The organism is Kribbella sp. NPDC049584 (assembly GCF_040675555.1).
In the GTDB taxonomy this organism is placed as follows: domain Bacteria; phylum Actinomycetota; class Actinomycetes; order Propionibacteriales; family Kribbellaceae; genus Kribbella.
This window is the reverse complement of record NZ_JBFAPF010000005.1, coordinates 21,667-47,491: the sequence shown is the minus strand read 5'-3', so window position 1 is coordinate 47,491 and position 25,825 is coordinate 21,667. Positions and strand designations below refer to the sequence as shown.

The following is a 25,825-nucleotide window of genomic DNA, read 5'->3' as shown; positions in this document are numbered from 1 at the left end:
GTTCATGCGATCTCATCGAGGTTCACGACGCGATTCTCGCGCCGGGACAGCTCACATGCGTCCGCCGTACGGAACGCCTGATACGCGTCCCGCACCGTGCACGGGACCTCACGGGCACCGGCGACGACCTCGGTGAAGGCAGCCAGCTCCGCGGCGTACGCCAGGCGGAAGCGGTCCATGAACGTCGCATGCGGATGACCGCCCGGGAAGGTGACGCCCTCCTCGGCCGAGCGCAGCGCGGTGTGCTCGTCCAGCCCGACCGCGACCGAGCCGAGGCTGCCGAGCACCTCCATCCGTACGTCGTGACCGGCCGCGTTGTACCGGGTGCCGCTGACCGAGACGAACGTGCCGTCGTCCAGGGTCAGCAGCGCAGCCGCCGCGTCCACGTCGCCGTACTCGCCGAAGAAGGACTCGCCACGGTTAGCGCCGGTCGCGTACGCGCTGACCACCTCGCGGCCGGTGACGAACCGGATGATGTCGAAGTCGTGCACGGTGCAGTCGCGGAAGAACCCGCCGCTGGTCGGGATGTACTCCGCCGGCGGCGGAAACGCGTCGTTCGTGTTCGCGCGGATGTGGTGGACGAACCCGAGCTCGCCGGACCGGACCTGCGCCGCGGCCGTCTGGTACCCATGGTCGAACCGGCGCTGGAACCCGATGTGCACCGGCACGCCGGCCTTCTCGACCAGCTCGACCACGCGCTTGGTCTCGGCCAGGTCGATCGCCACCGGCTTCTCGCAGAACGTCGGGATCCCGGCCGCCACCCCGGCCGCGATCAGCTCCGCGTGCGCCGAGGTCGCGGCCGCGATGACGAAGCCGTCCGGACGGCTCGCCAGCAGCGTGTCGACGTCGGGTGCGAACTCGAGGCCGAGATCCTTCGCGACGAGCTCCGCCCGGCCCGGGTCCGCGTCGGCGACGACCACCTGATCCACCGCCGGCAAACCCTTGAGCGTCGCGGCGTGGAACGCCCCGATCCGCCCGACCCCGACCAACCCGATCCGCATTCCGGTCACCTCTCCGCTCGCCCGTCAGCACGCCTCCGTCAGCTTCCCCGGGAGGCAGCAGAGTGTCAACACTTTGTTAACACATTTTCACGTCACGACATACATACCTTGATCATGTAACATCCGCCCATGGTTGCTCTTCCGGTCAGTATCGATCGGGCCAGCCCGGTGCCGCTGTACCACCAACTGGCCGAGCAGTTGACGTCCGCCATCACCGACGGCTCGCTCCGCCCCGGCGACCCGTTCGAGAACGAGATCGCCATGTCGGACCGGCTCGGCCTGTCCCGGCCGACCGTGCGGCGCGCGATCGCCGAGCTGGTCAACCAAGGTCTGCTGGTCCGCCGGCGGGGCATCGGCACCACGGTCGCGAGCCAGATGGTGCACCGCAAGGCCGAGCTGACCAGCCTGTACGACGACCTCGAGCGCGAGGGCCGTACGCCGCGCACGGAGGTCCTGTCCCTCGACTGCGACGCGCAGGACGACCGCGCCGCGACGGTCCTGGAGCTCCCGGCCGGCACCCCGCTGGTCTCGATCGTCCGGCTTCGCTACGCCGACGACGTACCGCTCGCGATCATGCGCAATTGGTTGCCTCCGGCCCTCAACGACCTCACGCTGGAACAGCTCACACATGAAGGCCTGTACGCCGTACTCCGGGCCCGGGGCATCCGCCCGACGGTCGCGCGCCAGCGGATCGGCGCCCGCAACGCCACCGCTGACGAACGCCGTACCCTCCACATGTCCAAGGCCGAGCCGCTCGTCACCATGACCCGCTCGGCCTATGCCGCCGACGGCTCCCCCATCGAATACGGCAACCACTGCTACCGCGCCGACCACTATTCGGTCGACGTGGTGGTCTCCGAGCGCTGACCTACCCCTGGTTGGCGATCAGGGTTCGGACCAGGCGGAGGCCTACGGAGAGTTGGGCCAGCTCTGGACCTTCGGTTTCGACGATCTCCTCGAGCATGGAGGAAGCGCGGGACAGGGCCACAGCGTTCTGGTCCTGCCAGGTGATGACCCGGTCCTCCGGCTCTGCCGAGGCGTCGGTGGTGGCCAGGACCTGCCGGGTGAGGCGGGAGTGGACGGCGTGCAGGTCGTCGCGGAGGGCGGCGCGGGCCATCGTCTGCCAGCGGTCGGTGCGGGGCAGGCCGATGATCCGCTCCAGGAAGCGGCCGAGTTGCAGCCGCTCGCCCAGGGCGAAGTGGACCCTGGCGACCTCGAGGATGTCGATGTCGTCGCGGGACGCGGTCTCGACGATGCCGAGTCCGGCGTACGCCGGGGGCAGCACCGCGATCCGGGTGCCGAAGTCGTCCGCAACGCCCTTCTGCACAAGGCTTTCCCGCCGCTGCTCGAACAGGGCCAGCTCGCGGCCCCGCAGTACGTCCGGCAGCGCCGCGGTCAGCTTCGCGATCCCCGGACCGAAGAACTCGATCAGATCCTCGATGTCGACCGGAGGCCGCCGGTTGCTGACCAGCCAGCGCGTCGCGCGCTCGACCAGCGTCCGGGTCTCCAGCCGCATGTGCGTCTGGGTCTCGGCGGCGACGATGTTGTCCAGCTCGGCGTTGCGCGACAGCAGCTCCGGCTGCGAGAAGATCCTGCTGGCCGCGAGGTTCGCGCGGACGACGTCCTCGACCGTCCCGCCGGTCTCCAGCGAGAGCCGGTGGTACGCGGTGATGCCCGACGTGTTCACGAACTCGTTGACGATCTGCGTGGTGATGATCTCGCGCCGCAGCTGGTGGGTCTGGATCTGGTCCTCGAACCGCTCCTGGATCGCCTTCGGGAAGTAGCTCGCGAGCTTGTGCTTCAGGAACGGGTCGTCCGGCAGCGTCGTCTTGAGCAGCTCAGCTTCCATCACGATCTTGGTGTAGGCGATCAGCACCGAGAGCTCCGGTGACGTCAGCCCGCGGCCCTCGGCCTTGCGCCGCTTGAACTCCGTCACGCTCGGCAGGAACTCCAGCTCGCGGTCGAGCAGGCCCTGACGCTCCAGCCGCCGTACCCAGTCCTGGTGAACGTGCATGAGCGCCGCGGCCTGGGCGCCGGCGTTGGCGAGCGCGATGTTCTGCCGGTAGTTGCTCTTCAGCACCAGCGCGCCGACCTCGTCGGTCATCGACGCGATGAGGTCGTTGCGCTGCTTCTCGGTCAGGTCGCCGTCGGCAACCACCTTGTCCAGCAGGATCTTGATGTTCACCTCGTGGTCGGAGGTGTCCACGCCGGCCACGTTGTCGATGAAGTCGGTGTTGATCCGGCCGCCGGCCGCGGCGTACTCGATCCGGCCGAGCTGGGTGAAGCCGAGGTTGCCGCCCTCGCCGACCGCGCGGGCCCGCAGGTCGGAGCCGTTGATCCGGATCGCGTCGTTGGCCTTGTCGCCGACGTCGGCGTTCGACTCGGCCGACGACTTCACGTACGTGCCGATGCCGCCGTTCCAGAACAGGTCGACCGGCGCCTTCAGGATCGCGTTCATCAGCTCGGCCGGCGTCAGCGTCGCCGGGCTGCCTTCGATGCCGAGCGCGTCGCGCACCTCGGCGGAGATCGGGATCGCCTTCTCGGTCCGCGGGAACACCCCGCCGCCGGCGGAGATCAGCGACGCGTCGTAGTCCGCCCAGGACGACCGCGGCAGGTCGAAGAGCCGCCGCCGCTCGGCGAACGACGAGGCCGCGTCGGGCGTCGGGTCGAGGAAGATGTGCCGGTGGTCGAACGCCGCGACCAGCCGGATGTGCTCGGACAGCAGCATGCCGTTGCCGAACACGTCACCGGACATGTCGCCGACGCCGACGACGGTGAAGTCCTCGGTCTGGCAGTCGTGACCCATCTCGCGGAAGTGCCGCTTGACCGACTCCCAGGCGCCGCGGGCGGTGATACCCATCGCCTTGTGGTCGTAGCCGACCGAGCCGCCCGAGGCGAACGCGTCGCCCAGCCAGAACCCGTACTCCTTCGCGACCCCGTTCGCGATGTCGGAGAACGTCGCGGTGCCCTTGTCGGCGGCAACGACCAGGTAGGCGTCGTCACCGTCGTACCGGACCACGTCGCGCGGCGGAACGATGTCACCGGCAACGATGTTGTCGGTGATGTCCAGCAGCCCCGAGATGAAGGTCTTGTACGACGCGATGCCCTCGGCCAGCCACGCATCCCGGTCGACGGACGGATCCGGCAGCTGCTTGGCGTAGAAGCCACCCTTCGCGCCGACCGGCACGATCACGGAGTTCTTCACCATCTGCGCCTTCACCAGGCCGAGCACCTCGGTGCGGAAGTCCTCACGCCGGTCCGACCAGCGCAGACCACCGCGCGCGACCGCGCCGAACCGCAGGTGCACACCTTCGACCTGCGGCGAGTACACGAAGATCTCGTACGCCGGACGCGGCTGCGGCAGGTCGGGGATCGCCTTCGGCTCCAGCTTCAGCGACAGGTACGACCGCGGTTGCCCGTCGGGACCCGGCTGGAAGTAGTTGGTCCGCAGCGTCGCCTTCATCACGGTCAGGTACGACCGCAGGATCCGGTCCTCGTCCAGGCTCTGTACGGTGTCCAGCGCGGCCAGGATCTCCTTCTCCAGCTGGTCCGTCCGCATGGTCCGGTCCGGGTCGTCGGCCGGGCCGCGTGCCGGGTCGAAGCTGGTCTCGAACAGCTGCACCAGCAGACTCGCGACGTCCACGTGGTTCAGGAACGTGTTCTGGATGTAGTCCTGGCTGAACGGTGTGCCGCCCTGGCGGATGTAGCGCTGGTACGCGCGCAGGATCGACACCTGCCGCCAGCTGAGGTTGCCGCGCAGCACCAGCGCGTTCAGCTTGTCGGACTCGGCCCGGCCCTCCCAGACGGCCTGGAACGTGTCGGAGAACAGCTTGCGTAGGTCCTCGCGCTCCTCGGTGTCCTCGGGCGCCTTCAGGCCGAAGTCGTAGATGTAGGCCATCGTGCCGTCGTCGCAGCGGATCTCGTACGGCCGCTCGTCGATCACCTCGACGCCCATCGCGCTCAGGTGGGGCAGCACCTGCGACAGCGACAGCGCCGTACCTCGCCGGAAGACCTTGAAGCGGCGCTCGCCTTCCCACTCCTCGTCGATCGGGCTGTAGAGCGACATGGCCAGCCCGTCCTCGGCCGGCAGGCTCTCCAGGACATGTACATCGTTGACCGCGACGCGGGCGTCGAAGTCCTCCTTGTACGCCTCCGGGAACGCATGTGCGTACCGGCGGGAGAGCTTGGTGACCGCACCGTCGCCGCCCTGTGCGTGCAGCGCGGCGGTGAAGTCGTCGGCCCACGCACGGGTCGCGTCGATCACCTGCTGCTCGAGCAGGTCCGCGTCGTACTCCCCGACCGTCTCGCCCTGCTTCATCCGGACCACGAAGTGCACGCGGGCCAGCACCGACTCGGTGACGTACGCGGCGTACGTGACGGTCTCCGCGCCGATGGCGTCCTTCAGGATCTGCTGCATCTTCAGCCGGACCGCAGTGGTGTAGCGGTCGCGCGGCAGGTACACCAGGCAGGACAGGTACCGGTTGTAGACGTCACGCCGTACGAACAGCTTGACCGCGCGCCGCTCCTGCAGGTGCAGCACCGACTGCACGATCGGCAGCAGGTCCTCCACCGGAGCCTGCAGCAGCTCGTCGCGCGGGTACGTCTCCAGTACGTCGAGCAGGCCCTTACCGCTGTGGCTGTTGGGGTCGAAGCCGGTCAGGCGGAACAGCTCGAGCGCTTTGCGCCGCAGTACGGGCACCTGCATGACGCTCTCGGTGTACGCCGTCGACGAGAGCAGACCGATGAATCGGCACTCCCGGACGGGCTCGCCGTTCTCGTCGAACTGCTTGATGCCCACGTAGTCGAGATAGGTCGAGCGGTGCACGGTGGAGCGCGAGTTGGCCTTGGTGAGGATCAGCAGCTTCCGCTCCTGCGCCTTGGCGCTCACCTCGGGCGGCAGCTTGCCGGAGCCCGGCTTCGGGTCCGGCCGGAGGATGCCCAGGCCCGTCCCGGGACGTCCGCGCAGGATGCCCTGCTTGCCCTCCATGGTGAAGTCGTACTCGCGGTAGCCGAGGAAGGTGAAGTGCTCGTCGGCCAGCCACTCGAGGAGCTCGCGGGCCTCCTCCACCTCGCTCTCGGGAACTGGCAGGTCCTCGGCGTTCAGCCCGGCGGCGATACTGACCGCCTTCTCGTGCATCTTCGGCCAGTCCTCGACGGCTTCGCGTACGTCGTTCAGCACCTTCTGCAGCGCCTGCTCGAGCGCGCGGTGCTCGGCGACGTCAGCGATCCGCTCGATCTCCAGGTGCATCCAGCTCTCGCGGACCAGGTCGTGCCCGTCCGCGGCGGCGCTGTCGTCCAGGACCTCCTGCAGCGTGCCGGCGACGTCACGGCGTACGACGAACTGCGGGTGGATCAGCAGCTGGAGCTCGAGGTTCTGCTCGGTGATCGCCATCGAGGCGCTGTCGACCAGGAACGGCATGTCGTCGATGACGATCTCGACGACCGTCCGGCCGCTCGCGGACCAGCCGTACTCGTCGACGGTGGGGGTGAAGACGTGGACCTTCGCCGTACCCTGCGGGCGGCTCATCGCGGACTTGTAGTGGTGCCGCGCGGCGCCCAGGCAGTCGTTCGGCTGGCGCTCGGCGACGTCCTCGGCGGCGACGTGCCGGTAGTACTGCTCGAGGAACGTCCTCAGCTTGCCCGGGTCGACCAGTTTGTCGTGCCCATGAGTGCCCGCGGCCACCGCCTTGGCGAGCACATCTGCCTTCTGGACGTCCAACTTGCTCTGCATTCCCCACCGTCTCCACACGTGACGTCGGCGTCGCTCTCGCCGGACCGCACGACGTTGTGCGGTCACTCAGAGATTAGTCCACCTTTGTCACTGGTGTGGTGTCGGGACGGAGCTGTCATCGATTGTTGAGGCGCAAGGCAAGAGCCGGACATGCGAGGACTGCGCGGCGCGCATCCGACAGCTCACCGGCGGTGATTTCGCGGCCTCGCAGCACCGGGAATCCCCACTCGTCGAGCAGGATGTCGCCGGGCACAAGGCCTGCGCACAAGCCGTGCCCGTCGCACCTGGTCCAGTCGATCTCGAGCTTGTTCATCGGGTACCTCCGAGGACTCCGAGAACCGGTCGGCCGCATCCCCGACCGGCGAGGTGACGCTGTACGTCGTTGTCGAACACCTCGAGCGCGGACGTGAGGAATCTCGCAGTCCCGTCCGGGTGCGCACAAGCTCCCCGCCCCGGGACCAGACCGAGATGGCGGTGCGCGTCGTGCCAGCCCTGCGGATCGCCGACCGTCAACCGAGCGAAGTCGTCGACCAGAGCTGCCAGACCGAAGACACAAGGCCCGCACTGGCCGGCTGACTGACTGGACAGCCACTGGGTGACACGGGTGATCTCACCGAGCGGGCAGGTGTCGGACCCGAGCGCCAGGATGATGCCGGCGGACACCTCCGGTCGCTGCAGCGTCACGCCCTCGGTCTGTGACAGCCAGCGGCCGTGGTAGCCGCCCAGCAGTACGGGTCCGGCTTGCGCACCGGCGTACTGCAGGACTGTGTCGAGTGGGACACCGGTCGGTGTCTCGATCACACCGGGCCGCCGTACGGCGCCGTCGATCGTCAGCAGCTGCGTGCCGGGCTCACTGATCAGTCCGGTGCTGCTGAACCCACGGGACCCGAGCCGCGCGAGTACGGCGAGTTGGGCGAAGGTCTCGACGTTGGACAGGAACGTCGGTCGCCGGTGGTACCCCTTGCGGGTCGGCAGGACCCTGCGACCAGGCGGTACCGCGTTGCCGCCCTCCAGCACGCTCAGCACCGCACGAGCCTCCCCCGCGACGAACCGACCCGGCGTCTCCTGTACTTCGATGGCGAGCCGGTCGTCCCGCTCCATCAGCGCCTCACGGATGGAGATGGCGGCTCTGGCGTCATGTACGGCGATCAGCACATGCGGCGCTCCCAATGCATGCGCCAGTCCGACTGCGCCGTCCAAGACGAGGTGTGGTGACTGGGCGAGGAGCAAGCGGTCCTTACGGCTCACCGGCTCGCTCTCTGAGCCGTTGACCACGACAGCTTCCACTCCGCGAGCTGGGAGGTCCTGCAGCTTCAGTGCGACCGGGAACGCCGCTCCACCACGTCCTCTGAGTCCCACCGCTTCACACAGCTTGGTGTACTGGTCGCGAGTCAACACGGGCAGGCTGCCGTGAGTCAGCAGGTGACGCTGCAGATCCAGGCGGCCCTGGTCGAGTCCGGCGAGGACTCTGGCCTCACCGATGACCCGGGTGTCGTCGACGGTGATCATTGCGTCCTCCAGGCACGGGTGAGTTTCGGGGCGGCGTTGAGGCGGTACACACCCGCAGTGGCGACTGCAGCCAGGCAGCCGATGGTGATCGCGAGCATCCACGGCGTACTGCGGTCTGTGCCGGCGAGCAGCGCGTGCCCGATAGCCAGCAGCCAACCGGCCGACGCGGCGATGTGGAGCTTTCGCCAGTACTTCGTGAACGTCGCGGACGCGGCCAACCGACCACGGGACGCGCCGACGAGGGACGCCAGTACGAGGCTGTACAGAGCCAGTCCGCCGACCGCCATCGCGAACGGCCTGTAGCCAGCGCCGAACGGCCAGACCAGCACGGTCGGACTGATCGCCACGTAGCTGTCTGCGATCACAGCGACCACATGGGTTGTCAGCAGCACCAGTCCGGTCACCGCGGCCGAGCGGTGCACGTACTGCAGCCAGAACCGGCGCTCCGGTCGACGGACGTTCGGCATGACCATGCCGAGCACTGCCGACAGCGTGAACATGACCATGGTGACCACACCGGCAGCGCGGGCCAGGTACCACAGCGTCATCAGGCAGCCCTGCTTGCAGTCGGCCAGCCCGACAACTCGGTGACCTCCCCGTCCTCAGCGACCAGCCGCGACGGGTGACCAGCCAGCTTCAGTCGACCGAGCGCGGCGTCCCCGGTGGCCACAAGCGCAGTACTGAAGGTGTTCGCCCGTACTGCGGTCGGAGCCCAGACGGATGCCGTCCTGTACGGGCCAGCCGCGGGCAGTCCGGTGCGGGGGTCGATGACGTGGTGGTTGTAGCCGGTTGGGGTCTGCCAACGCCGTACCGTCCGGGTCGACGTGGTGAGACCGCCGTGGGCGAGCGTGACGAGGACGCCCTCCTCGCCGGCGCGCTCGGCGACAGTGATTACCCACGGCTCAGCCGGCGTACCAGCAGCTCTGAGGTCACCGCCGATCTCTACAAGGACGGCGCAGCCGTAGCGCTTGCTGATGACGTTCGCGGCACGGTCCGCGGTCCAGGCCTTGGCCGTCGCGCCCAGGTCGAGCGCGCAGTCCGTGGGTACGCCGAGCAGGGCGAGCTTGCGGTTGAGGCGAACCTCCTGCCAGCCCGCGACCGGCTTCGGGCCGACGGGTGCCTGCGGGAAGCGGCGTCGTACCGTCTCGATGTCGGCGTCGTACCCGGCCGCGATCACCGCCGGGCCGACGGTCGGGTCCACCGCGCCGCCGCTCATCTGGGCCGCGACGAGGCTGACGTCGACCAGGTCGACGAGCAGACGGGAGACCGGTACGAGCGCGCCGGCGCGACTGTTCACGGCGGACAGCTCGGAGTCCGGGCGGAAGCGGCTGGCGGCCTTGTCGACGCGGTCCATCAGCGTCTTGAGCTCGCCGCAGGCCGCGCCCAGTACGGCGGGGTCGTCGACGGTCAGCCGGACCGTACAACTCCACGCGGTCCAGGTCCGGGAGGCGGTCATGACCCGTTGCTCCCACCTTGCGAGGTCGAGCCGGAGCTGGACGAGCCGAGCCCGCTCGAGCTGGAGTTACCGCTGTCGTCGGAGCTGCTCGGGTTCGAGTCGTCCGAGCTGCTCGAGGTGGCCGTCGTACCGCTGTTGCTCGTCCTGTCGCTGTTCTTGGACGACACGACCGCGACCGAGATCCCGGTCGCGCCGACACCGAGGACGGCGGTGGCTATCGCGGCTGCGGACGCCCGGTGCAACCAGCGCCGGCGAATGGACTGGGACTTGTCTGTGCTGACCATGCCCCAAGCCTCGGTCGAGGCCCCTCAGCCGCACTCCAAGAGAAGATCAAGCCACCGTCAAGTCTTGCTGAAAGCTCTCTGAGAGGGCCTCTCAGGACCGGTCCGCCAGCGGGCAGTCGGTGTCGCAATGCTTGCCGATCGTCGCGACCACCTCGTCGGACACCTCGCCGAGGACCGTCATCCGGTCGGGGCCGAACACGTCCACGAAGAACTCCCGGACGCGGGCCGCGTGCGCCGGCGCGCACTCCTTGATCGCAGCCAGCCCCGCTTCGGTGATGGCGATCTCCGGGTAGCGGGACTCGCACGCCTCCTTGCGGATCAGGCCGCGCTTCTCCATCCGGGTCAGGTGGTGCGACAGCCGGCTCTTCTCCCACTGCGTCGACCGGCTCAGCTCGAACGCCCGCATCCGGCCGGACTCCGACTCGGACAGGTTGACCAGGATCTCGAAGTCCGACTTGGACAGGCCGAAGTCCCGCTGGAGGTGCCGCTCGAGGTGCGTCTCCAGTGTCCGGGTCATCAGCAGGTAGCTGCGCCACGCCTTCTGCTCGTCGTCGTCGAGCCACGGTCCCTTGCTCACGGAACCATCCTACCGGGCCGGGTTGACACATCAACCCAACGAGCTACGATCGGTCGAGTTGACACATCAACCTAACTCTTGGGAGTGACTGGATATGACCAAGCTGATCGCTGTCGTCGGCGCCACCGGGAACCAGGGCGGCGGTCTGGTCCGCGCGATCCTGGCCGACACCTCCGGCGAGTACGCCGTCCGTGCCCTGACCCGGAACCCGGACTCGGCGAAGGGCAAGGCACTCGCCGCCGCGGGCGCCGAGGTGGTCGCGGCCGACCTCGACGACGAGGCGAGCATGCGGGCCGCGTTCGACGGCGCGTACGGCGCCTTCGTGGTGACGGACTACTGGGTCCAGCGGACCGACGAGGAAGAGGCCGCCCGGACCCGCGCCGAGATGGAGCTCGACCAGGCCGAGATCGCCGCCCGGGCCGCCCGCGACGCCGGCGTCGAGCACGTGGTCTGGTCGACGCTCGAGGACACCAGGACGTTCTTCGCCGGGCGCGACGACGTACCGAGCCTGGAGGACGGCCGCTACAAGGTCCCGCACTTCGACGCGAAGGGCGAGGCCGACGAGATCTTCACGAAGTACGGCGTACCGACGACGTTCCTGCGGACCACGTTCTACTTCGACGCGTTCATCAACGGCATGCCACCCACGCGCAACGCCGACGGCAAGCTGACCATCACCCTCCCGATGGCCGACCGCCCGCTGGCCGGCGTCGCCTCCGAGGACATCGGCCGCACCGCCTTCGCCATCCTCAAGCACCCCGACCTGATCGGCGAAACCATCAGCATCGCCGGCGACCACCTCACCGTCGAGCAGTACGCCGCCGCACTGAGCGAAGCCTTAGGCGAAGAGGTCCTCTTCCACACCCCCACCTGGGAAGAGTTCCGCGAATACCCCTTCCCGATGGCCGTGGAGATGTCCAACATGTTCCAGTTCTACGCCGAAGACCACCAACGCTTCACCGGCGACCGCGACGTAGCCAAGATCCGCGAACTCAACCCCCAACTGGAGTCCTTCGCCGACTGGCTCGACAACCACCGCGAACAACTCAAAGCCTCACAAAACTGACGATTCCACGCCTCGCCCCGGCGGCCGACCTCCCCCAGCCGACCGCCGTGCCCGTCACCCCGACGACACTCATCAGGCAGCGAGATCACCCAACGTTTCGCACCACTTCACGGAGCAGTGGCGGAGCAGTGACGGAGCAGTGACGGAGCGGTGACGGAGCAGAGTGTGATGTCTCAGGACATGGGGTGACAGTTCTGTATCAGGACATCGGTGACAGTTGATGTCTCAGGACTTCGGTGACGGTTGGGGTTTGTTGGTGTGTGGTCCGGGTGGTCTGGCGTTGCCGACGTAGGTGGTGCCGGGTGTGGGTCGGATGTGTTCGATGAGGATCTCGCCTTCGAGGTTGGTGACGGTGATCGTGTCGCCGGGTTTGTCGCCGTTGGTGATGACGAGGACTTGTTGGAAGCCGTACTGGGCGCCGACCAGGTATTGGACCTTGTTGAGGTAGAGCGCGCCGGCGCTGGACAGCTTCTTGATGACGGTGTCGGAGGGCAGGTCGGCTGGGACGGGTGCGGGCCTGGGGTGGTGGGTGCGGGGCCGATGGATGCGGGAGCGGGCGATCTGCTCACGGCTGGGGCGGGGTGCCTCGGCTTTCGCGGTGGCTTGCCAGGCGGTCAGGGGTGTGATGCGGCCGGGCAGTCCTTGGTGGGGGCGCTGGGTGTTGTAGATGTGGTCGAAGGCGTCGACTTGGGTCTGCAACTCGACCAGTGTTTGGGCGAGTGGTTGTTTGTCGAGGTAGCGGAACAGGGTTTGGTGGAAGCGTTCGTTCTTGCCCTGGGTGGTCGGTTTGTAGGGCTTGCCGGTGATCGGCTCGACGCCCAGGGCCATGACGTGGACGACGAGTTGGCCCAGGAGTCCACGGCGTGACGGGTTGAGCGCGGTTCCGTTGTCGGACAGCAGGCGTTGCGGCACACCGTGGGCGGTTACGGCCTTGTCGAACACCACGATCGCGGCCTCGGAGGTCTCGCCCCACGCGACGTGGGAGGCGAGCGCGTAGCGGGAGTGGTCGTCGATGAGCTGGAAGATCACGCACTTGCGGCCACGGGCGAGCACGTACTCGGTGGCGTCCAGTTGCCCGCAGGCGTTCGGGGCCGGATACACGAACCGTCGCCATGCCGCTCTCGGCTTCTTCCTCGGTTCCAGCCGCGCCACCCCGGCCGCGCGGAAGATCCTGGCCAGCGACGCGACCGAGGGCACCACCTCCAGGCCCATCGCACGCATCTTGTCGTGCACGCTGATCGGGCCGTGGTCCAGCCCGGAGGATTCCAGTGCCGCACGGACACCGATGGCCTGCTCCTTGACCTCGTCACTGAGCCTGGCCGGGCTGGTCTTCGGTCGCCGGCTGCGGGGCTCAAGGGCCGCGGCCGCACCATCGACACGGGCCCTGGCACGGATCGCATAGAACGTCTTGCGGGAGATCTGATGCTCGGCGCAGAACGCCGTCACCGCCCCGCGCGGCGCACCATCGGGCCACAGGACAATCGCAAGACGGACACGAGGATCAACAGGCTCATAAGCGCTCGACACCGCTCAAAGAAGCCAGAAGTGTCACCACCAAGCACCCCAGATGTGTCACCAACGTCCTGACACAGAACCGTCACCGATGTCCTGAGACATGACAGGAGCCAGGCATCGTGAGCAGAACATATGTTCGAAGACGCGGTACTCTGAAGCCATGCTCGGTTCGGGGGCCTTCACCCTGTAATCCCTGTTTCGGCGCCGTCTCGGTGCCGTTGTACTGCCTGCTGCCCGGCGCGTCGACCGAGTCGCTCCCGACCTGGATCCGTCAGTGACCCGCGCAGGTGCGCCCCGGATCGGCAGTTAACTGGCAGGGACGGGAGTTGATGAGCCGGGAGTAGCCGCGGGCGCGGCGTCCTGATCGCGGCAGATGCGGACGTTGGCGTGAGTGGATGTAGGCGTGAAAAACTCGCGGCCATGGCTGACCTCACACCCCAGCAGCGCGAGTCGTTCGAACGCTTCAAGGTGTGGAAGCACAGACCCAAGTCGAAGGCGACCGACGACGCGAGCGTGCCGTCCCCGCAGGAGGTCTTCGCGGAGATGATGAAGGCAACGTTCGGTCCGCTGCTTCGCGGCCAGGGTCTGCGTGGCTCCGGAGGCCGATTTGAGCTGCCGTCCGATCACTATTGGGCTCTACTCGGTTTTCAGAAGTCGGCATACAGCGACGGCCAAGAGGTCCAGTTCACTGTGAACCTTTCCGTGATCCGCCGTGACGTGTGGGCTGAGCGCGCGGCTGAGTCGTCGTCGCTGGGGGAGCGGCCGAAGCCCACGGTTGTCTACGGATCGTGGGCTACCCAGGCGCGGCTCGGGGTGCTAACGCCGGAAGGCAGCGACAAGTGGTGGCGCATTGTCCGCGGCGTTGACCCAGGTCCAGTGGCCGAGGACGTGGGCTCGGACCTGCTGAAGTACGGCCTGCCGTGGCTGCGCGAACGGATATCTACCTAGCCCGCCCATCGGCCTGAGCGCGCACCGACGTCAGGTGCCACGGACTGCGGCGACGTAGCGGGCGTAGGCAGCGGCAGAGTCGACGGTGTGCCGCTCGATGGTCGCTGGGGAGTAGCCGAGCGCCTCGGCGATGATCGCGACCGGTGCGAGCCTGGTCAGCTCGTGGAGCGTTCCGAGCCGCGCGGCACGTGTGCTAAATACGCCGCGGAGTCGCGTCCGGAGGTGTCCGGGGTCGATGTGGCGGCCGGGAGAGTAGCCCCGGAATACCCAGCTGCTGTTGGGGTGCGCGGCGGTCAGGTCGTTGCCTGGCGTCGCGGCCATTTCGCGCCATGGTCTGTCGAGCGGGTCCGGCAGTACGATCTCGATCGCACCGACGCGGACGGCGACCAGGTCTTCGGTGACGTCGACGTCGTCCCAGGTGAGTCCGACGACATCCTCGATCTGCTGCCCGAAGACGAGGACGAGAATCGCTGCAGCCCGATCCCGCGCAGTGAGTTCGTCGGTGTGGACGACACGGTTCACCGCCTGCTCCTGGTCGACCGCGCTCATCCGCGGGCTCGTTCCACGGCGATGCCGCTGGATCTTCAGATCTGGTCGGACCAGCCTGGTCTTGATCGCCCAGCCGAGGAACCGGTCTGCAACCAATCGCGTGGACGGTCCTGCGGCCTGCCAGGCATCGAGGTGTTGCTGCTCGAGTTCGCCGAGTTCGATGCCGTGATCGGTGAGCCAGTTCAGGAAGTCGATCGCGACGGTGACCGTCTGCTTGCTGCGCAGGAAGGTGCCTTGAGGAATCTCGTCCATCTGGTTCATTCGGCGTTGGTGCTGCCAGCGGATGTAGCGGCGGATCACGTCGCGGTTGACGGGATCTGTGAGCCGATCGAGTGCATCCCGGGACCACTCCTCATAGCGGGTTCGGTAGAGGTCCCGCTGGGGGAGCGCGCCGTGCTCGATGAGCAAGCCGCGGACGAACTCGCGCGTGCGTGAAGGCGGCAGGGCATCGACCGCCTCGTGCGTCACGGTCGGCGTAGCGGCAAGGGTCTGCAGGAACTGCGTCACATGCTTCTGGCGGATCCAGGTGAGACCGCTGTTGACACGCTTCATCGACTTCAGCGCGCTGGCCAGGGCCACGAGTTCGGGCGCGATGGATCCTGTCGACGGGTTCGTGAGCAGACGGTCGACTGTTGACGCAAGTGTGCAGGCCCAGCAGTGTCCGCCGGCATACAACTCTTCCTCAGCACCGCAGGATCCGCAGTCGACGTTGAGTTTGACACCTGAACATTGTCGGCACGCCGGCTCGCTATCGATCAGCCCTGGGAGGACGCCTTCATGCCCGCACCGGCACGTGCCGCGGGTCCTCTTGGCCTGTTGGTAGCAGTACCCGCAGATGCCGCCGTCGGGCCAGTTGGCGACGATCTGGTGATGCTGGCCGCAGCGGCTGCATGGGACTGGCCAGCAGACGGGGTCCTGTGGCTTGCGTGGCCTACTCATCCTCGTCCGGTGGCACCAGGCGCACGCGGTGTGCAATCGGATCGCCCGGTCGCACCCCGATGTCCTCGCTGCGCTTAGGAGCATGTGCTGTCGCGGCCGCGCGCATCTCGACGAAGGGCTCGAACAGGTCGCTGGGTGTGCAGTCCAAGATGTCGCACAAGGCAGCGAAGGTCCGCGCTGGAATTCGTTCCGGAGTACCGGTGACGAGGCGGTAGACCTGACTCTCAGACAGGTTGATCCCTCGGGCCTTGAGGGGCGGCATCAGCTCGGTGGTCTTCCACAGATTCCGCTGAGCCATGACCGTGCGTAGGTTCCAGTTGAAGCCGATGCGGCGCTGTTCAGCCATCGGTGCCCTCCTCGGGCTTGGCGATACGACGGGCGATCATCTGCTGAACGGCCTTCTGCTTGAAGTCGGAGGAGACCGAGGTGTAGAGGCTGGTCGTCGAGGCGTAGGAGTGTCCGACCTGGGTCTGGACGAAGGTTGGGTCGTAGCCGGCCTCGATGAGGTGGGTGACGTAGGAGTGTCGAAGGCAGTGCAGGCCCAGTTCCTTCGGGAGTCCGACGGCATCGCGTGCGGCTGCGAACGAGTCGCCGAAGGTGCCCAAGGTGACGCGGTCACGGCGTTCGCTCGGCCACAGCGCTGCGGAGCGATCCGCGGTCGTGAAGCGATCGCGCCGCCGAAGGTGCCCAAGGTGACGCGGTCACGGCGTTCGCTCGGCCACAGCGCTGCGGAGCGATCCGCGGTCGTGAAGCGATCGCGCCGCCCCGGTGAGGTCCAGGTCTGCAGCATCGGCACGACCCAGTCGAACTCGGGAACCGTCAGCACGGTGCGACGCCGGGGCCCGGATCCTGCGGTGCCCTTGGCCCATCGGACGGTGACGGCGCCGAACATGCCGTACTCGGGCACGTGTGGGTTGGGGCCGAAGTCGTGCAACTCCAGCATGGTCAGCTCGCGTCGGCGGAGTCCGTAGGCATAGCAAGACTTGAAGGCGATCGAGCCGCGGTAGATCGGGAGCCAGCGCTTGGAACCGGCCGCATGCTCGCGATCGACGAGATCGTCCAGATAGTCGAACAGCCGCTGGAGCTCCTTCTTTGTGAACGCACGACGTCCAGCCGGGACCGCGTCGTCGGTGGAGTGCTTGGGCGTATTCCAGTCAAAGCAGATCTGTGACGGGACGTCATCGAAAGTCCGCTCGCAGAACTCGGTCCAGCCGTATCCCGGGTGCGTGAGGTAGGAGCAGAACATCGCGACCGAGTTGCTGTCGGACCGCAGGGTCGTGAGACTGATCGACTTCTCACCGGAGCGCCGCTCGGCGAGGAAGTCCTCGATGTCCGCAGGCCGCCACCGCCAGGGAAACTCACCAGCGAACTGCTGGAACCGACGCACCAAGCGGCAGCGGTTCTCGATCGTCGCAGTGGTCAGTCCGCGGGCGAGCATCTGCGCCCGCCAGCCATCCAGCATGGCGTCGAACACACGCTCGTCGGCACGGAACAGCCCACGGTCGGGTCGCTCAGCAGCCTCGGAACGAACCCCGGAACACTGCCGTCCATCACACCTCGCTGCCGTGGAATCGTGCATTAGATGCACGAAACCTACGGTCATCTGCGCGAACGCCGCCAACAACACGCCGAATGACCGAGCCAGTCATCTGCACGAAGCGGTTGCGACCTGCGCAAACGGTCTCAACACTCCGAGACGGGAGTGCCTGCATCTAATGCAACTCCCGTGCTTTCCTGTCTGATAACAGGCCTTATCTCAGGCACAAAACACCCGTTTGCTCATTACGTCTGAGTGTGGCCGTCTACGGGCGACGGAGACCCGCAGCGATGAGCCGAACGATCACCACCGTTGGGCCTGGACGAGTGTCGCCCTGAACGCCTGAACCACTTCTTCGACTTCATCCGTACCTTGTCCGAGCAGAGTTGCCCATGGCCAGTCGGGGCCACTGCGCTCGGCGGCCTGACGGAAGTTGATCTCGCCTCGAGGAACCTTGTCCCGCCACGCCTCCTCGCCGATGAACTCGCCGACCATTCTCAGGCGGCCAGCGAGTCGGTAGCCCGCAAGAGAAATTCGGTACTCGACGGCATCGAAAACCTCCGTGTACTGCTCCTCACCGCGCACGACGGTCTTGGAGAGCTCCCTGAGATCTGCCCGAACCAGGTGGCTCGCCGGATGCATCCATCTTGTTCCGTCCCAGCGGGCTAGCGAGTTGACCGCATCGTCGTCGAGGACGCGGTTGAAGCTGAGAACCACGGCGGCCGGCTTGTCTTCTGGGGCACCGTGCGGAGATCGCCAGGTGGGTTCCGTCAGCAGCCGCACAAACAATCGCTCCCGCTTGCGCCGCACGGCGGCGAGACCCATTGTCGAGAGCGCAAGGAGGGCAGGGTAGTGCTGTGCGCTCCACGAGGCGGGATTGAACTGCTGCGGAAACACCCGAGCATCAAGTAGGCGCTGCAGCACATCGATCCACAGATCGGAGTGCACATCTCCCTCGTCGAACCAAACCCCCTGCAGCAACAGCGGGAGTAGCGGTTGCACGCTCGTCCTGTGGGCGGCATACACCTGGTCGAAGGGAACCTCGCCTAGAGGACTGGAGGCGATCTCATCGACGACGAGTTCGACGGCGTCCATCACAAGATCGTGTAGGTCGATGCGGCGAAGCGGGTCCGGAAGGTAGCGCTTAAGACGGGAGACCGCGATCGCGGTGGTGAGCGGGGGTTCAGTCAGTCGATCGAGAGCCTCGACGCGTTCCAGAACGCCAGTGAACAGCTCGTCAGCGGTCATCGCCTCGACAACCACGCCACTGTGCTGGGCCAACAGCTCGCGCGCCTTGTGGCCGCCGCTGCTGACGCGGTCCCAGTACAACGGGTACCGCCGGGAGCGTCGACCTTCCACTGCTTTCACCAGTGCGCGATCCCAGTCTGCAGACCAGCCACTGATGACGAGGCCGTACTCGTCGAACACCTGGTGGAGCAAGGTGACTAGGTCGTCCGGGTAGTCAGTGAGCTCGCCGGCGGTGTTGCGCATGTCTTGGTCGTGGTAATCGCCGTGCACCTTGATCACGGTCGCTTTTGCATGTGGGAGCGGCGTCATCGCCGGGATCTGGTCGGCGCGATGGATGACCTGAGGTGAGACGCCGGCCACTTCGAGCGCCTGTTCCATCAGTCGGTCAAAGTTGGTGGTGATGACGACCCGCACGGTTCCGCGGCGTACCAACGCCGCGATCGCTCTGTGCGCCGATGTGGGGATCTTCCTTCCCTCGGCGATTTCCTCGTCACTGGCCTCGAAGTACGCCCGCAGCGTCCCTTGGCGAGCTGGCCCCGTAGGCGCGAGTTGTTCCAGTAGGTTCGAGTAGTCCAGGGAGGCACCGTCGCCGAACTGCGCCCACCACTGCTCGGGCTCGGCCGCGGCCAACGCGATTCCTTCGGTGTCGTCTGGGTCCCTGGCGATTGCCGCTTTCCGAACCAGGTCTGTCATCACTCCCCACCCGGTGGGGATTCCCGCCCCCGTTGAGACACCTGATCCGAGCAGTACCGCGTAGACACCTGGCTGGGCGTGCATGCCGGTCGCCAACATTGTCATCGCGTCCAGCCCGTTCGACTTCTCCCCCACCCATCTCCCCCTTTGAGTCATTGCCCGACCGGACATGTTCCGATTGCGGAGAAACGAAGTGTAGAGCTGAGCCACACGCTGCGGGGGTGTTGAGAATCGATCGTTTTTGAGATCCATCGAGAGCGACGACCCGGCACATCGACGGCCAAGTCGTTCAGGTCGACCTCCTCATCGCCTTGGACCCGTGGGCTGAACTCGTCGCACCAGCGGCATCGGCGCTTTCACCCCCCCGTGACGGCTCGGCGTCATGACCGACGGCCCCGGAGGTGTTATCCGGTTTGAACTGTTAGTCCATCGAATGGGTCGTTTATGGCTGACTGCGCGTAGACCGAGTACCACGCGGAATAGCATGGCCCGGGGTTGCCGCAGGACCATCCGGGATGTGCGGGAGCCTCGAGGGCAAGCGTTCCGATGGGCGAGAGATATCCCTTGGAGACGAAGCCGAAGACGTGATAGCCGCCGTTATACGAGGCAACTACAGGGCTGCCGGAGTCACCCTGGATCACGGCACCGTTAACCGAGTTATATGTATCGGGTTCTGAGATGAACCCCGGACCGAGCGTGTCACCAGTGACACTGTCTGTCCAATGCGCATACTGGCCGGTGACTTTCCGAGCCGACACGCCGGTGCCGGTAACACCTCCGCTGGCGACAACTGGCTGGAGGTCCTGCGGGAAGTAGATGCCAACGCCGCCGACGTTATTCGACTGGTCGGTGTTCCAGGGGCCGTACCAGATTTCGCCGAGGCTATTCGTTTCGATGAGCGCGATGTCGCGGGGGATGGAGATGTGTGCGTCTGTTGGGGCGCCCAAGACCGCGCTTGGTTGCGTGCCGATGGTGTCGTAGGTCACCCATGTGCCTTTGGTGGCGGCGGCGGAAACGCAGTGGGCTGCGGTGGTCATGTACTCGTGAGGGCCGGCGACGAGCGCGATGCCGGTCGAGCAGTAGGAACCGGACAGTGACCGGACGCGGATCAGGCCGCCGCCGTAGAACTGCGGCCGGTCCGCCGGGCGAACGGGGTTAGGAAACGAGATGTCGGCTCGCGTTGGAAGAGATGTTCCGCTGAGCATCTCGCCGGTCTCGACTCCGGCGTACTCGATCGGCACGCTGGTTTTTGTTCTCAGCGTGGTCACAGTGTTCGATGGCGCGTTCGGCTTCGTTCGGACCATGAGGGCCGAGTAGTCAGATTTTGCCCAGGTGGACGCCAGATTTGGATCGGTTTCCAAGAGCGATTCGCCGAGGTCGCTGAGTTCTGGTCCGGAGTATGCCGCCGAGCGGAAGGTGACCGGAACAGGTTGGCTTGCGGCTAGAGTTTGAAGCCCAGGAGGGACAGTGCCCTTCCAGTAAACGACGAGGCCCTTTCCGTCGTCGCTGGGTGCGACACTCGCCATATTTCTCGACGGATGCTGCGACGTCCAGTCCGCCAAATCTTGTCCCGCTTTCTGCGCCGGCGTCTGCACCCACAAGGCAGAAGGTCCCGGACGTTTGGGTTCTCCACCGAGTACGACCGGGCCGGACGCGCTGGCCACCGAGGCGCTTGCGATGCTGATTGCAATCGCTGCGGCGGCGACAAGCATCCTCTTTAGTTCGAACATCTTCCCCACCCCCGACAGGGAACATACTGCGACCTATCCTGGCAGGGAAGGAGTAAGGAGTTGCAGCTTCATGCAAGATCGTGGGTGATCGGTATGCCATCTCGGGAGCAGGCCAACACGGAAGCGGATCGGCGGATCGTCGGAGACTGGATCAGCGCGAATCGCCAGGCGCACGCACGACTGACCGAAGTCGAAGACCCCGACGAGCCCGGCCGTGTCGTCCTTGTCGTCAACGTCCCGGATCGCGATGAGATGATTCGCGCCCGCGAGGAACTGGCCGACCTGATGCGATGCCCCGAGCAACTGCGTGTACGCCGCTGGAAACCATCACGAGCCGAGATCGACAGCGTCCAGGCCTGGGTCTGGAACACCAATCGCCCTCATCTTGGCCGTGATACTCAAGTAGTCGCGACCTGGATAGATGTGTGGTCAGGGCTCTTGTCGATCAGCCTGAACCGGATCGATCGGAAGTACGCAGACGAACTCGAAGCCGCTACCGACGGCCTGGCCTTTGTCCGGCCCGAGCCGGATACCGGAACCATGCTTGGGCCACGCGACGCCTAGCCCCGCGGCCGTAGCCCGGCGTCAAGTCAGCACGTAAGTGCCCGACTAAGGGGTCGGTGTTGAGAATCGATCGGTTCTCGCCGCAGTCGGCAACAACGTTGGTCGATGAACGCCGCTAGCCGATCTGATGCTGGCGTCCTTGGGCCGGACTTCAACGAAGGCGATGCGCGGGTCCTCCTAGTTCGCCGCCTCGAACGCTTCTCGGACATGTGCTGGCACTCGGCCGCGGTCGTTTACCTCGTAGCCGTTCGCCCGAGCCCACTCCTTGACAGTGCGGGCGTCTGCACCAATCACGCTGCGCGTGACTCGCCGCCCGCGCTTCGTCCTGATCGCTCGGCCAGCCTCGACATAAGGCGCCAGCACAGCGCGCAACGCCGTGGCGTTTCGCGTGCGCAAGTCGATCTCGTAGGTCGTACCGTCGAGCGCGAAGAGCACGGTCTCACCCTTGCCACGGGGGATATCACCGCCGTCGAGATCGTCGGCCAGCTGAATCTCTACTCGTTGGACCATGCGGTCATCTCCCTTGAACTAGCTGCAGGTGTAGACAGCATCGTTCAGCGCTCCACGTGGCCGCCGCTAACCCGCCGATTGCGACCGGACTCAACCGCGATGGGGTACCTCTCGCGGTACTCCTCGAGGTGGTTCTAGCTGCCGGCGGCTACCGAGAGAATCGTGAGGGGACCGGCGGGGAGGACGCCTTGTTCCCGCACGTTCGATAGGACCGCCTCGGCACAACGCTCGACCTCGGCCTTCGTGTCGGCGTGGATCTCGAGGTAGGCGGTGGCCGGTCCTTGCGGCGCGTCAAGCAGGCCGGCGCCGGTGACAATGGTGTCATTCCGTCATGGGGACTCCTTGCCGCCGGCCTTGTTGGGATGGTTGCGGGCTTCGTGGCCGTGCTCGGTGCCACGAAGATTGAGCGAGATGCGAAGTTGCAGAACTAGGCGTCGACAAACGATCGATTCTCAACACCCGCCGTAAGTTTCGAGCTCGGCGCGGACGCGGTGTCACACCTGCCCGTTCACCGGCGGCGAAGAGTTCGAGGTCGGCTGCCCGGGATCAGCGCGCTGCAGGAGGAGTACGACGTACCGAGCGCCGGCACGATCCGGCAGGCGCAGGAGATCCTCGTGCATGAAGGACTGATCCGCACCGAGCAGGGCTCGGGGGCGTGGGTCGTCGCGCTGGCGCCGAAGACCGATATCATGGCCGAGCTGCTTGAGCTCCGAGCTCGAATCGACCGCGTCATCGCGGCGTACGCCCGCGAGTCTGCATGACCACACCGCCCAGCTCGCGGACTGGAGCGCTCCGTTCACCTGATGACTTAGGCAGCGCCACCCTGTATTTCGTTCTCGAGATCGCGATCCCTTGTACACGGCGTACCGATCCGAGCGCGTCAGAATAGATCCAAGGGGTGCCACTATGTCGAGGGAATCCGAGAGTGCGGCAATCAAAGCCGCATGGATCACGGGTGGACTCGGGCTCATCGGGACGATAGCCGCCTTGATCGCCGGAAACCTGGGCCTCGGCGCCGGCGTACTGCCGAGCAAGCCCGCCGCCACGGACCGGGTCACGACCACAGTCACGGTGCCGGCCTCTCCCGGCATCGACTCGACGACTCCGACCGGCAGCGCCTCGTCCGGCGTTGCGCCGGAGGTGATGCACGCCGGGAACCTCGACCTGGCGCTCAACGCACAGGCCGATCTCGACAGCCCGCCGAGCGACGCGACGTGGCGAGTGGTCTCCCTGCCCCAGGGCGCGTCGGCCGACATCCAGTGGCAGGGCGGGGGACTGATCATCGGCGACGACGCACAAGGCTTCGTCAGCGGCACGAAGAGGCCCGACTGCCGGACCTCGTCAGGCTATGGAACGAGTCTCCTGGACCTGCAGAGCAAGCCTCTCGGAACGTTCCTGTGCATCTATACCAACGAGAAGCACTACTCGCTGCTGAAGTTGACGAGGTACAGGGGGAACGACGGCGCTTCGTTCGAGGTGACGACGTACAACTGATCCGGTCGCGAGGGTCCTTCGCGTGGCTGCCAGGGCAGCGCTGCTGCGAGAGAACCCCGCACCGCGACCACACGCTGCATCCCGGCCGAGCTGCGTAGTACGGCGGGGGCGTACTCCTGCACGGTGGTTGCGTTGCCGAGGCTCGGCGCGCCGGTGGCCACGCCCTCGAAGTGCCGCCACGATGGAAGATCTGGTCCCTCGTCCGCATGGCCGCCGCGCAACAGAAGGTACGGCGAATGCTCACCAAGATCGGGGACGAATCCGCACCTTCATCGACGCCGACCGAACTTGCCAGCCGACCGAACCAACGACCCAACTGACCCGCAATCGGGACCAGTCACGGCGACGCCGGCGGCCCGAGTGCGATTTGCCAGCTAGGCGGGCAGTATGTCGTACTCCTGGCCGTCATCGCCCTCGACGCGGATCCAGCGAGCGCGGGCCGCGGTCACGACGCCCTGGATCCCGGGTCGGCCCGGCCAGGCATTTGCGCGTCCCTACGCTCGACGATCCGCCCGCGACGGAGTGGGTCCAGCGGAACTCAGCGCGCTGGATCTGAGCGTCGAAGCGACCGATGTTGGGTACGCTGCCCGCGATCTGCATGTCTTTCCCGGGCCCGTGCATGTCGTGCGGACTCGCAGGACTGGACCCTGCCGACGCCAGGCAATCACGTTCCGGCCAAGCGCCGCCGCTGCCAGCGCGGCGCTTCCCATCGCGGTGCCCCTTGCCACCCAATCTGCGCCCACGACGCTTGCCTCTCGCTCGTCCGGAGGATGGGACTCTACTGGCGCGCCTACACTGGAGACTGGACGACGGGCGCGACCTCACGAACAGGGTCCGCTGGGAGGACAGCCACGGCCATGCCTTCTGCTCACTGGCTGAGCTGGAGGTCTGGGAGAGCGGTCAGCCGTACCAGCTCAAGCTGCCGGTCACACCCGAGATGAACTGGTGGCCGGCGAGCGCTCCGGCTGCCCGACGCGCCGGGCACCGCGGGGCACCCAAATCGGGTGCCCCGGACTCCGGTCAATGCCCCGACTGTGGCGTGCCGAGGAGGAGGACATTGCCGTCGTCCTGCACCACAAGGCGATCGGGGGTGATCCGGGGGTACTGTTCGGGCCTGACCCACTGCTCTGCCATCCCAGGGCCGTAGATCACTAGTCGCCCCGTGTTGAGAGGGCTGAGGGGATCGGCAGAGGTGTCAAATGTGCACACACCAGGAAGCTGCCCGCCGGTCTGCGACGACCAGATCACAGCGTTCCCTGGGCCCCAGAGGACGAGGTTTCCGTCGCCCTGATACGAGAGCACGTACTTCCCGTTTGGCGATGTCAGCGTGTCACCGGGGTACAGAGCCTGCCCCGGCTGCATCACATCACCCTCGGCCTTTGGATATTGCACGATCTCGGTGTGGCTGGTCCATAGGTCAGGCATGGTGTATCCCTCCTCCGGTTTCGGCCAGCGCGACTTTCGCGCTTCCGATCAGGAGCCGAGGACCCCCAGCCCACGCCCCAGGCTGCTCCCTCACTTCTTTGGATGCGAGAAACCGCGCAAAAGATACGGGTCAGTGCGAGTAACCCACCACTCTCAGGCCGAGTGGAGTCGCGGCTAGGTGTCAGCTGTCCAGGCGGGCAGGATCTGGTTGTAGGGCGCGGTAGAGGGTGGAGCGCCCGATGCCGAGGTGGCGGGCGATAGTGGTGATGGATTCGCCGCGAGCCTGGCGGGCGAAGGCGATGGCAAGGGTGTCGTCGTCGACGGCGGTGGGTCGGCCGCCGCGGCGGCCGTGGGCTTGGGCGGCGCGCAGGCCGTCGAGGGTGCGTTCGCGGATGAGGTCGCGTTCCATTTCGGCGGCCATGGCGGCGACCATGAACAGCATCTTGTCGGCGATGGTGGCGCCGTTGGGTCGATGGGTGCCGGCGCAGATCCCGGTGAGGATGTGCAGGTTGATCCCCCGGGCGTGCAACTGATCCTCGAGGAGTACGAGTAGTTCTTTCATCGAGCGAGCGATCCGGTCGGGTTTGTAGACCACGAGGGTGTCGCCGGCCTGGAGCAGATCCATCGCGGCCATTAGCTTGGGACGCTCGCCGCGGGTGCTGGCTGTCTCGACAATGACTTCGCGGCAGTGAGCGGCGGCGAGCGCATCGAGCTGGGCTTGGTGGTCCTGGAGCCGGGTGGATACGCGGGCGTACCCGATGCGGACGGTGTTGTCGTAGACGTCGGCGGCGGTCATGGAGAGATCGTCTCGAAAACGATCCCGAAAGGGTCGGATCGACGCGCAGTTTCGGGACTAGTTTTTGGGACGGGTTTCAGGTGGCTCGAGGCTTTGTCGAGCGGTCGTCCCGAAAACGACCGATTTCGGGATGGTGTCCCGAGACGTCTCACATGAAGTCGTCGCCGAACGGAGCCAAGCCCGGCCAGCGGTATCGTGGCTGCCCTACCTGTGGTGATCGCCCTGGCTGCAGCCTGTGCTGCTCGACCGCCAT

21 protein-coding genes and 2 pseudogenes are annotated in these 25,825 nt (G+C 66.4%); 6 read left to right on the top strand and 17 right to left on the bottom strand.

Annotated elements, in window-relative coordinates; all coding sequences use genetic code 11:
* Positions 1-2: 2 nt before the first annotated feature.
* Complete coding sequence (locus AB0J62_RS18990; RefSeq protein WP_363872134.1) at positions 3-1,001, bottom strand: Gfo/Idh/MocA family oxidoreductase; 999 nt, start codon at positions 999-1,001, stop codon at positions 3-5.
* 129 nt (positions 1,002-1,130) lie between these two features.
* Here AB0J62_RS18990 and AB0J62_RS18985 point away from each other — a divergent pair, with 129 nt between their 5' ends.
* Positions 1,131-1,868 carry a GntR family transcriptional regulator gene (locus AB0J62_RS18985; protein ID WP_363872131.1) on the top strand — a complete coding sequence of 246 codons (738 nt, stop codon included), beginning with the start codon at positions 1,131-1,133 and terminating at the stop codon, positions 1,866-1,868.
* A gap of 1 nt (position 1,869) precedes the next feature.
* Here AB0J62_RS18985 and AB0J62_RS18980 read toward each other — a convergent pair whose 3' ends face one another.
* From AB0J62_RS18980 to AB0J62_RS18950, 7 genes are all read right to left on the bottom strand, one after another.
* Positions 1,870-6,732, bottom strand: coding sequence for an NAD-glutamate dehydrogenase (locus AB0J62_RS18980; RefSeq protein ID WP_363872128.1), 4,863 nt, complete (start codon positions 6,730-6,732; stop codon positions 1,870-1,872).
* 115 nt (positions 6,733-6,847) lie between these two features.
* A complete protein-coding gene (locus AB0J62_RS18975; protein ID WP_363872125.1) occupies positions 6,848-7,045 on the bottom strand; it encodes a ferredoxin in 198 nt (65 codons plus the stop codon).
* Positions 7,042-8,241 (bottom strand): NADH-ubiquinone oxidoreductase-F iron-sulfur binding region domain-containing protein, encoded by a 1,200-nt coding sequence (locus tag AB0J62_RS18970; RefSeq protein WP_363872122.1) that lies wholly within the window; start codon positions 8,239-8,241, stop codon positions 7,042-7,044. Before AB0J62_RS18970 ends, AB0J62_RS18975 begins: the two co-directional genes overlap by 4 nt.
* On the bottom strand, positions 8,238-8,789 hold the full coding sequence (locus AB0J62_RS18965; RefSeq protein ID WP_363872119.1) for a hypothetical protein: 552 nt from the start codon (positions 8,787-8,789) through the stop codon (positions 8,238-8,240). The genes AB0J62_RS18970 and AB0J62_RS18965 overlap by 4 nt, the downstream gene beginning before the upstream one ends.
* The gene (locus tag AB0J62_RS18960; RefSeq protein ID WP_363872116.1) at positions 8,789-9,697 is read right to left on the bottom strand and encodes an FAD:protein FMN transferase; all 909 of its coding nucleotides are present in this window, start codon (positions 9,695-9,697) and stop codon (positions 8,789-8,791) included. Before AB0J62_RS18960 ends, AB0J62_RS18965 begins: the two co-directional genes overlap by 1 nt.
* Entirely contained in the window at positions 9,694-9,981 is a 288-nt protein-coding gene (locus AB0J62_RS18955; protein ID WP_363872113.1) for a hypothetical protein, read from the bottom strand. Before AB0J62_RS18955 ends, AB0J62_RS18960 begins: the two co-directional genes overlap by 4 nt.
* Before the next feature lie 91 nt (positions 9,982-10,072).
* On the bottom strand, positions 10,073-10,558 hold the full coding sequence (locus AB0J62_RS18950) for a MarR family winged helix-turn-helix transcriptional regulator (protein ID WP_363872110.1): 486 nt from the start codon (positions 10,556-10,558) through the stop codon (positions 10,073-10,075).
* A gap of 94 nt (positions 10,559-10,652) precedes the next feature.
* Between AB0J62_RS18950 and AB0J62_RS18945 the strand changes: the two genes are divergently transcribed.
* Positions 10,653-11,624 (top strand): NmrA/HSCARG family protein, encoded by a 972-nt coding sequence (locus AB0J62_RS18945; protein ID WP_363872107.1) that lies wholly within the window; start codon positions 10,653-10,655, stop codon positions 11,622-11,624.
* Between the two features lie 199 nt (positions 11,625-11,823).
* On the opposite strand, the pseudogene AB0J62_RS18940 reads toward AB0J62_RS18945, so the two are convergent.
* Positions 11,824-13,070, bottom strand: a pseudogene (locus AB0J62_RS18940) (IS481 family transposase).
* A gap of 489 nt (positions 13,071-13,559) precedes the next feature.
* On the opposite strand from AB0J62_RS18940, the gene AB0J62_RS18935 reads away from it, so the two are divergent.
* Positions 13,560-14,087, top strand: a complete 528-nt coding sequence (locus AB0J62_RS18935; protein ID WP_363872104.1) for a DUF4304 domain-containing protein — start codon at positions 13,560-13,562, stop codon at positions 14,085-14,087.
* A gap of 30 nt (positions 14,088-14,117) precedes the next feature.
* On the opposite strand, the gene AB0J62_RS18930 is transcribed toward AB0J62_RS18935, so the two are convergent.
* From AB0J62_RS18930 to AB0J62_RS18910, 5 genes and pseudogenes are all read right to left on the bottom strand, one after another.
* Positions 14,118-15,188, bottom strand: a complete 1,071-nt coding sequence (locus AB0J62_RS18930) for a hypothetical protein (protein ID WP_363872101.1) — start codon at positions 15,186-15,188, stop codon at positions 14,118-14,120.
* Positions 15,189-15,567: 379 nt separating this feature from the next.
* A complete protein-coding gene (locus AB0J62_RS18925) occupies positions 15,568-15,921 on the bottom strand; it encodes a helix-turn-helix transcriptional regulator (protein ID WP_363872098.1) in 354 nt (117 codons plus the stop codon).
* Positions 15,914-16,225: pseudogene (locus tag AB0J62_RS18920) on the bottom strand (tyrosine-type recombinase/integrase); the annotation flags it as partial. The gene AB0J62_RS18925 and the pseudogene AB0J62_RS18920, both read right to left, overlap by 8 nt.
* 1,190 nt (positions 16,226-17,415) lie before the next feature.
* The gene (locus AB0J62_RS18915) at positions 17,416-19,188 is read right to left on the bottom strand and encodes an SIR2 family protein (protein WP_363872095.1); all 1,773 of its coding nucleotides are present in this window, start codon (positions 19,186-19,188) and stop codon (positions 17,416-17,418) included.
* A gap of 269 nt (positions 19,189-19,457) precedes the next feature.
* On the bottom strand, positions 19,458-20,783 hold the full coding sequence (locus AB0J62_RS18910) for a hypothetical protein (protein WP_363872092.1): 1,326 nt from the start codon (positions 20,781-20,783) through the stop codon (positions 19,458-19,460).
* Between the two features lie 93 nt (positions 20,784-20,876).
* Between AB0J62_RS18910 and AB0J62_RS18905 the strand changes: the two genes are divergently transcribed.
* Positions 20,877-21,347, top strand: a complete 471-nt coding sequence (locus AB0J62_RS18905; protein WP_363872089.1) for a hypothetical protein — start codon at positions 20,877-20,879, stop codon at positions 21,345-21,347.
* Between the two features lie 177 nt (positions 21,348-21,524).
* Here the strand turns inward: AB0J62_RS18905 and AB0J62_RS18900 are convergent, their stop codons facing one another.
* Positions 21,525-21,857, bottom strand: coding sequence for an Lsr2 family protein (locus AB0J62_RS18900; RefSeq protein WP_363872086.1), 333 nt, complete (start codon positions 21,855-21,857; stop codon positions 21,525-21,527).
* A gap of 491 nt (positions 21,858-22,348) precedes the next feature.
* On the opposite strand from AB0J62_RS18900, the gene AB0J62_RS18895 reads away from it, so the two are divergent.
* Positions 22,349-22,618 (top strand): GntR family transcriptional regulator, encoded by a 270-nt coding sequence (locus AB0J62_RS18895; RefSeq protein ID WP_363872083.1) that lies wholly within the window; start codon positions 22,349-22,351, stop codon positions 22,616-22,618.
* A gap of 145 nt (positions 22,619-22,763) precedes the next feature.
* The gene (locus AB0J62_RS18890) at positions 22,764-23,351 is read left to right on the top strand and encodes a hypothetical protein (protein WP_363872080.1); all 588 of its coding nucleotides are present in this window, start codon (positions 22,764-22,766) and stop codon (positions 23,349-23,351) included.
* Between the two features lie 1,020 nt (positions 23,352-24,371).
* Here AB0J62_RS18890 and AB0J62_RS18885 read toward each other — a convergent pair.
* Positions 24,372-24,776, bottom strand: coding sequence for a hypothetical protein (locus AB0J62_RS18885; RefSeq protein ID WP_363872077.1), 405 nt, complete (start codon positions 24,774-24,776; stop codon positions 24,372-24,374).
* Between the two features lie 181 nt (positions 24,777-24,957).
* On the bottom strand, positions 24,958-25,572 hold the full coding sequence (locus AB0J62_RS18880; protein ID WP_363872074.1) for a recombinase family protein: 615 nt from the start codon (positions 25,570-25,572) through the stop codon (positions 24,958-24,960).
* Positions 25,573-25,825: the final 253 nt, after the last annotated feature.

Bases quoted from the DNA above. Each gene is read 5' to 3' on its own strand.
- AB0J62_RS18990 (WP_363872134.1), bottom strand. From the start codon at position 1,001: ATGCGGATCGGGTTGGTCGGGGTCGGGCGGATCGGGGCGTTCCACGCC.
- AB0J62_RS18985 (WP_363872131.1), top strand. From the start codon at position 1,131: ATGGTTGCTCTTCCGGTCAGTATCGATCGGGCCAGCCCGGTGCCGCTG.
- AB0J62_RS18980 (WP_363872128.1), bottom strand. From the start codon at position 6,732: ATGCAGAGCAAGTTGGACGTCCAGAAGGCAGATGTGCTCGCCAAGGCG.
- AB0J62_RS18975 (WP_363872125.1), bottom strand. From the start codon at position 7,045: ATGAACAAGCTCGAGATCGACTGGACCAGGTGCGACGGGCACGGCTTG.
- AB0J62_RS18970 (WP_363872122.1), bottom strand. From the start codon at position 8,241: ATGATCACCGTCGACGACACCCGGGTCATCGGTGAGGCCAGAGTCCTC.
- AB0J62_RS18965 (WP_363872119.1), bottom strand. From the start codon at position 8,789: ATGACGCTGTGGTACCTGGCCCGCGCTGCCGGTGTGGTCACCATGGTC.
- AB0J62_RS18960 (WP_363872116.1), bottom strand. From the start codon at position 9,697: ATGACCGCCTCCCGGACCTGGACCGCGTGGAGTTGTACGGTCCGGCTG.
- AB0J62_RS18955 (WP_363872113.1), bottom strand. From the start codon at position 9,981: ATGGTCAGCACAGACAAGTCCCAGTCCATTCGCCGGCGCTGGTTGCAC.
- AB0J62_RS18945 (WP_363872107.1), top strand. From the start codon at position 10,653: ATGACCAAGCTGATCGCTGTCGTCGGCGCCACCGGGAACCAGGGCGGC.
- AB0J62_RS18935 (WP_363872104.1), top strand. From the start codon at position 13,560: ATGGCTGACCTCACACCCCAGCAGCGCGAGTCGTTCGAACGCTTCAAG.
- AB0J62_RS18930 (WP_363872101.1), bottom strand. From the start codon at position 15,188: ATGAAGCGTGTCAACAGCGGTCTCACCTGGATCCGCCAGAAGCATGTG.
- AB0J62_RS18925 (WP_363872098.1), bottom strand. From the start codon at position 15,921: ATGGCTGAACAGCGCCGCATCGGCTTCAACTGGAACCTACGCACGGTC.
- AB0J62_RS18910 (WP_363872092.1), bottom strand. From the start codon at position 20,783: ATGTTCGAACTAAAGAGGATGCTTGTCGCCGCCGCAGCGATTGCAATC.
- AB0J62_RS18905 (WP_363872089.1), top strand. From the start codon at position 20,877: ATGCCATCTCGGGAGCAGGCCAACACGGAAGCGGATCGGCGGATCGTC.
- AB0J62_RS18900 (WP_363872086.1), bottom strand. From the start codon at position 21,857: ATGGTCCAACGAGTAGAGATTCAGCTGGCCGACGATCTCGACGGCGGT.
- AB0J62_RS18890 (WP_363872080.1), top strand. From the start codon at position 22,764: ATGTCGAGGGAATCCGAGAGTGCGGCAATCAAAGCCGCATGGATCACG.
- AB0J62_RS18885 (WP_363872077.1), bottom strand. From the start codon at position 24,776: ATGCCTGACCTATGGACCAGCCACACCGAGATCGTGCAATATCCAAAG.
- AB0J62_RS18880 (WP_363872074.1), bottom strand. From the start codon at position 25,572: ATGACCGCCGCCGACGTCTACGACAACACCGTCCGCATCGGGTACGCC.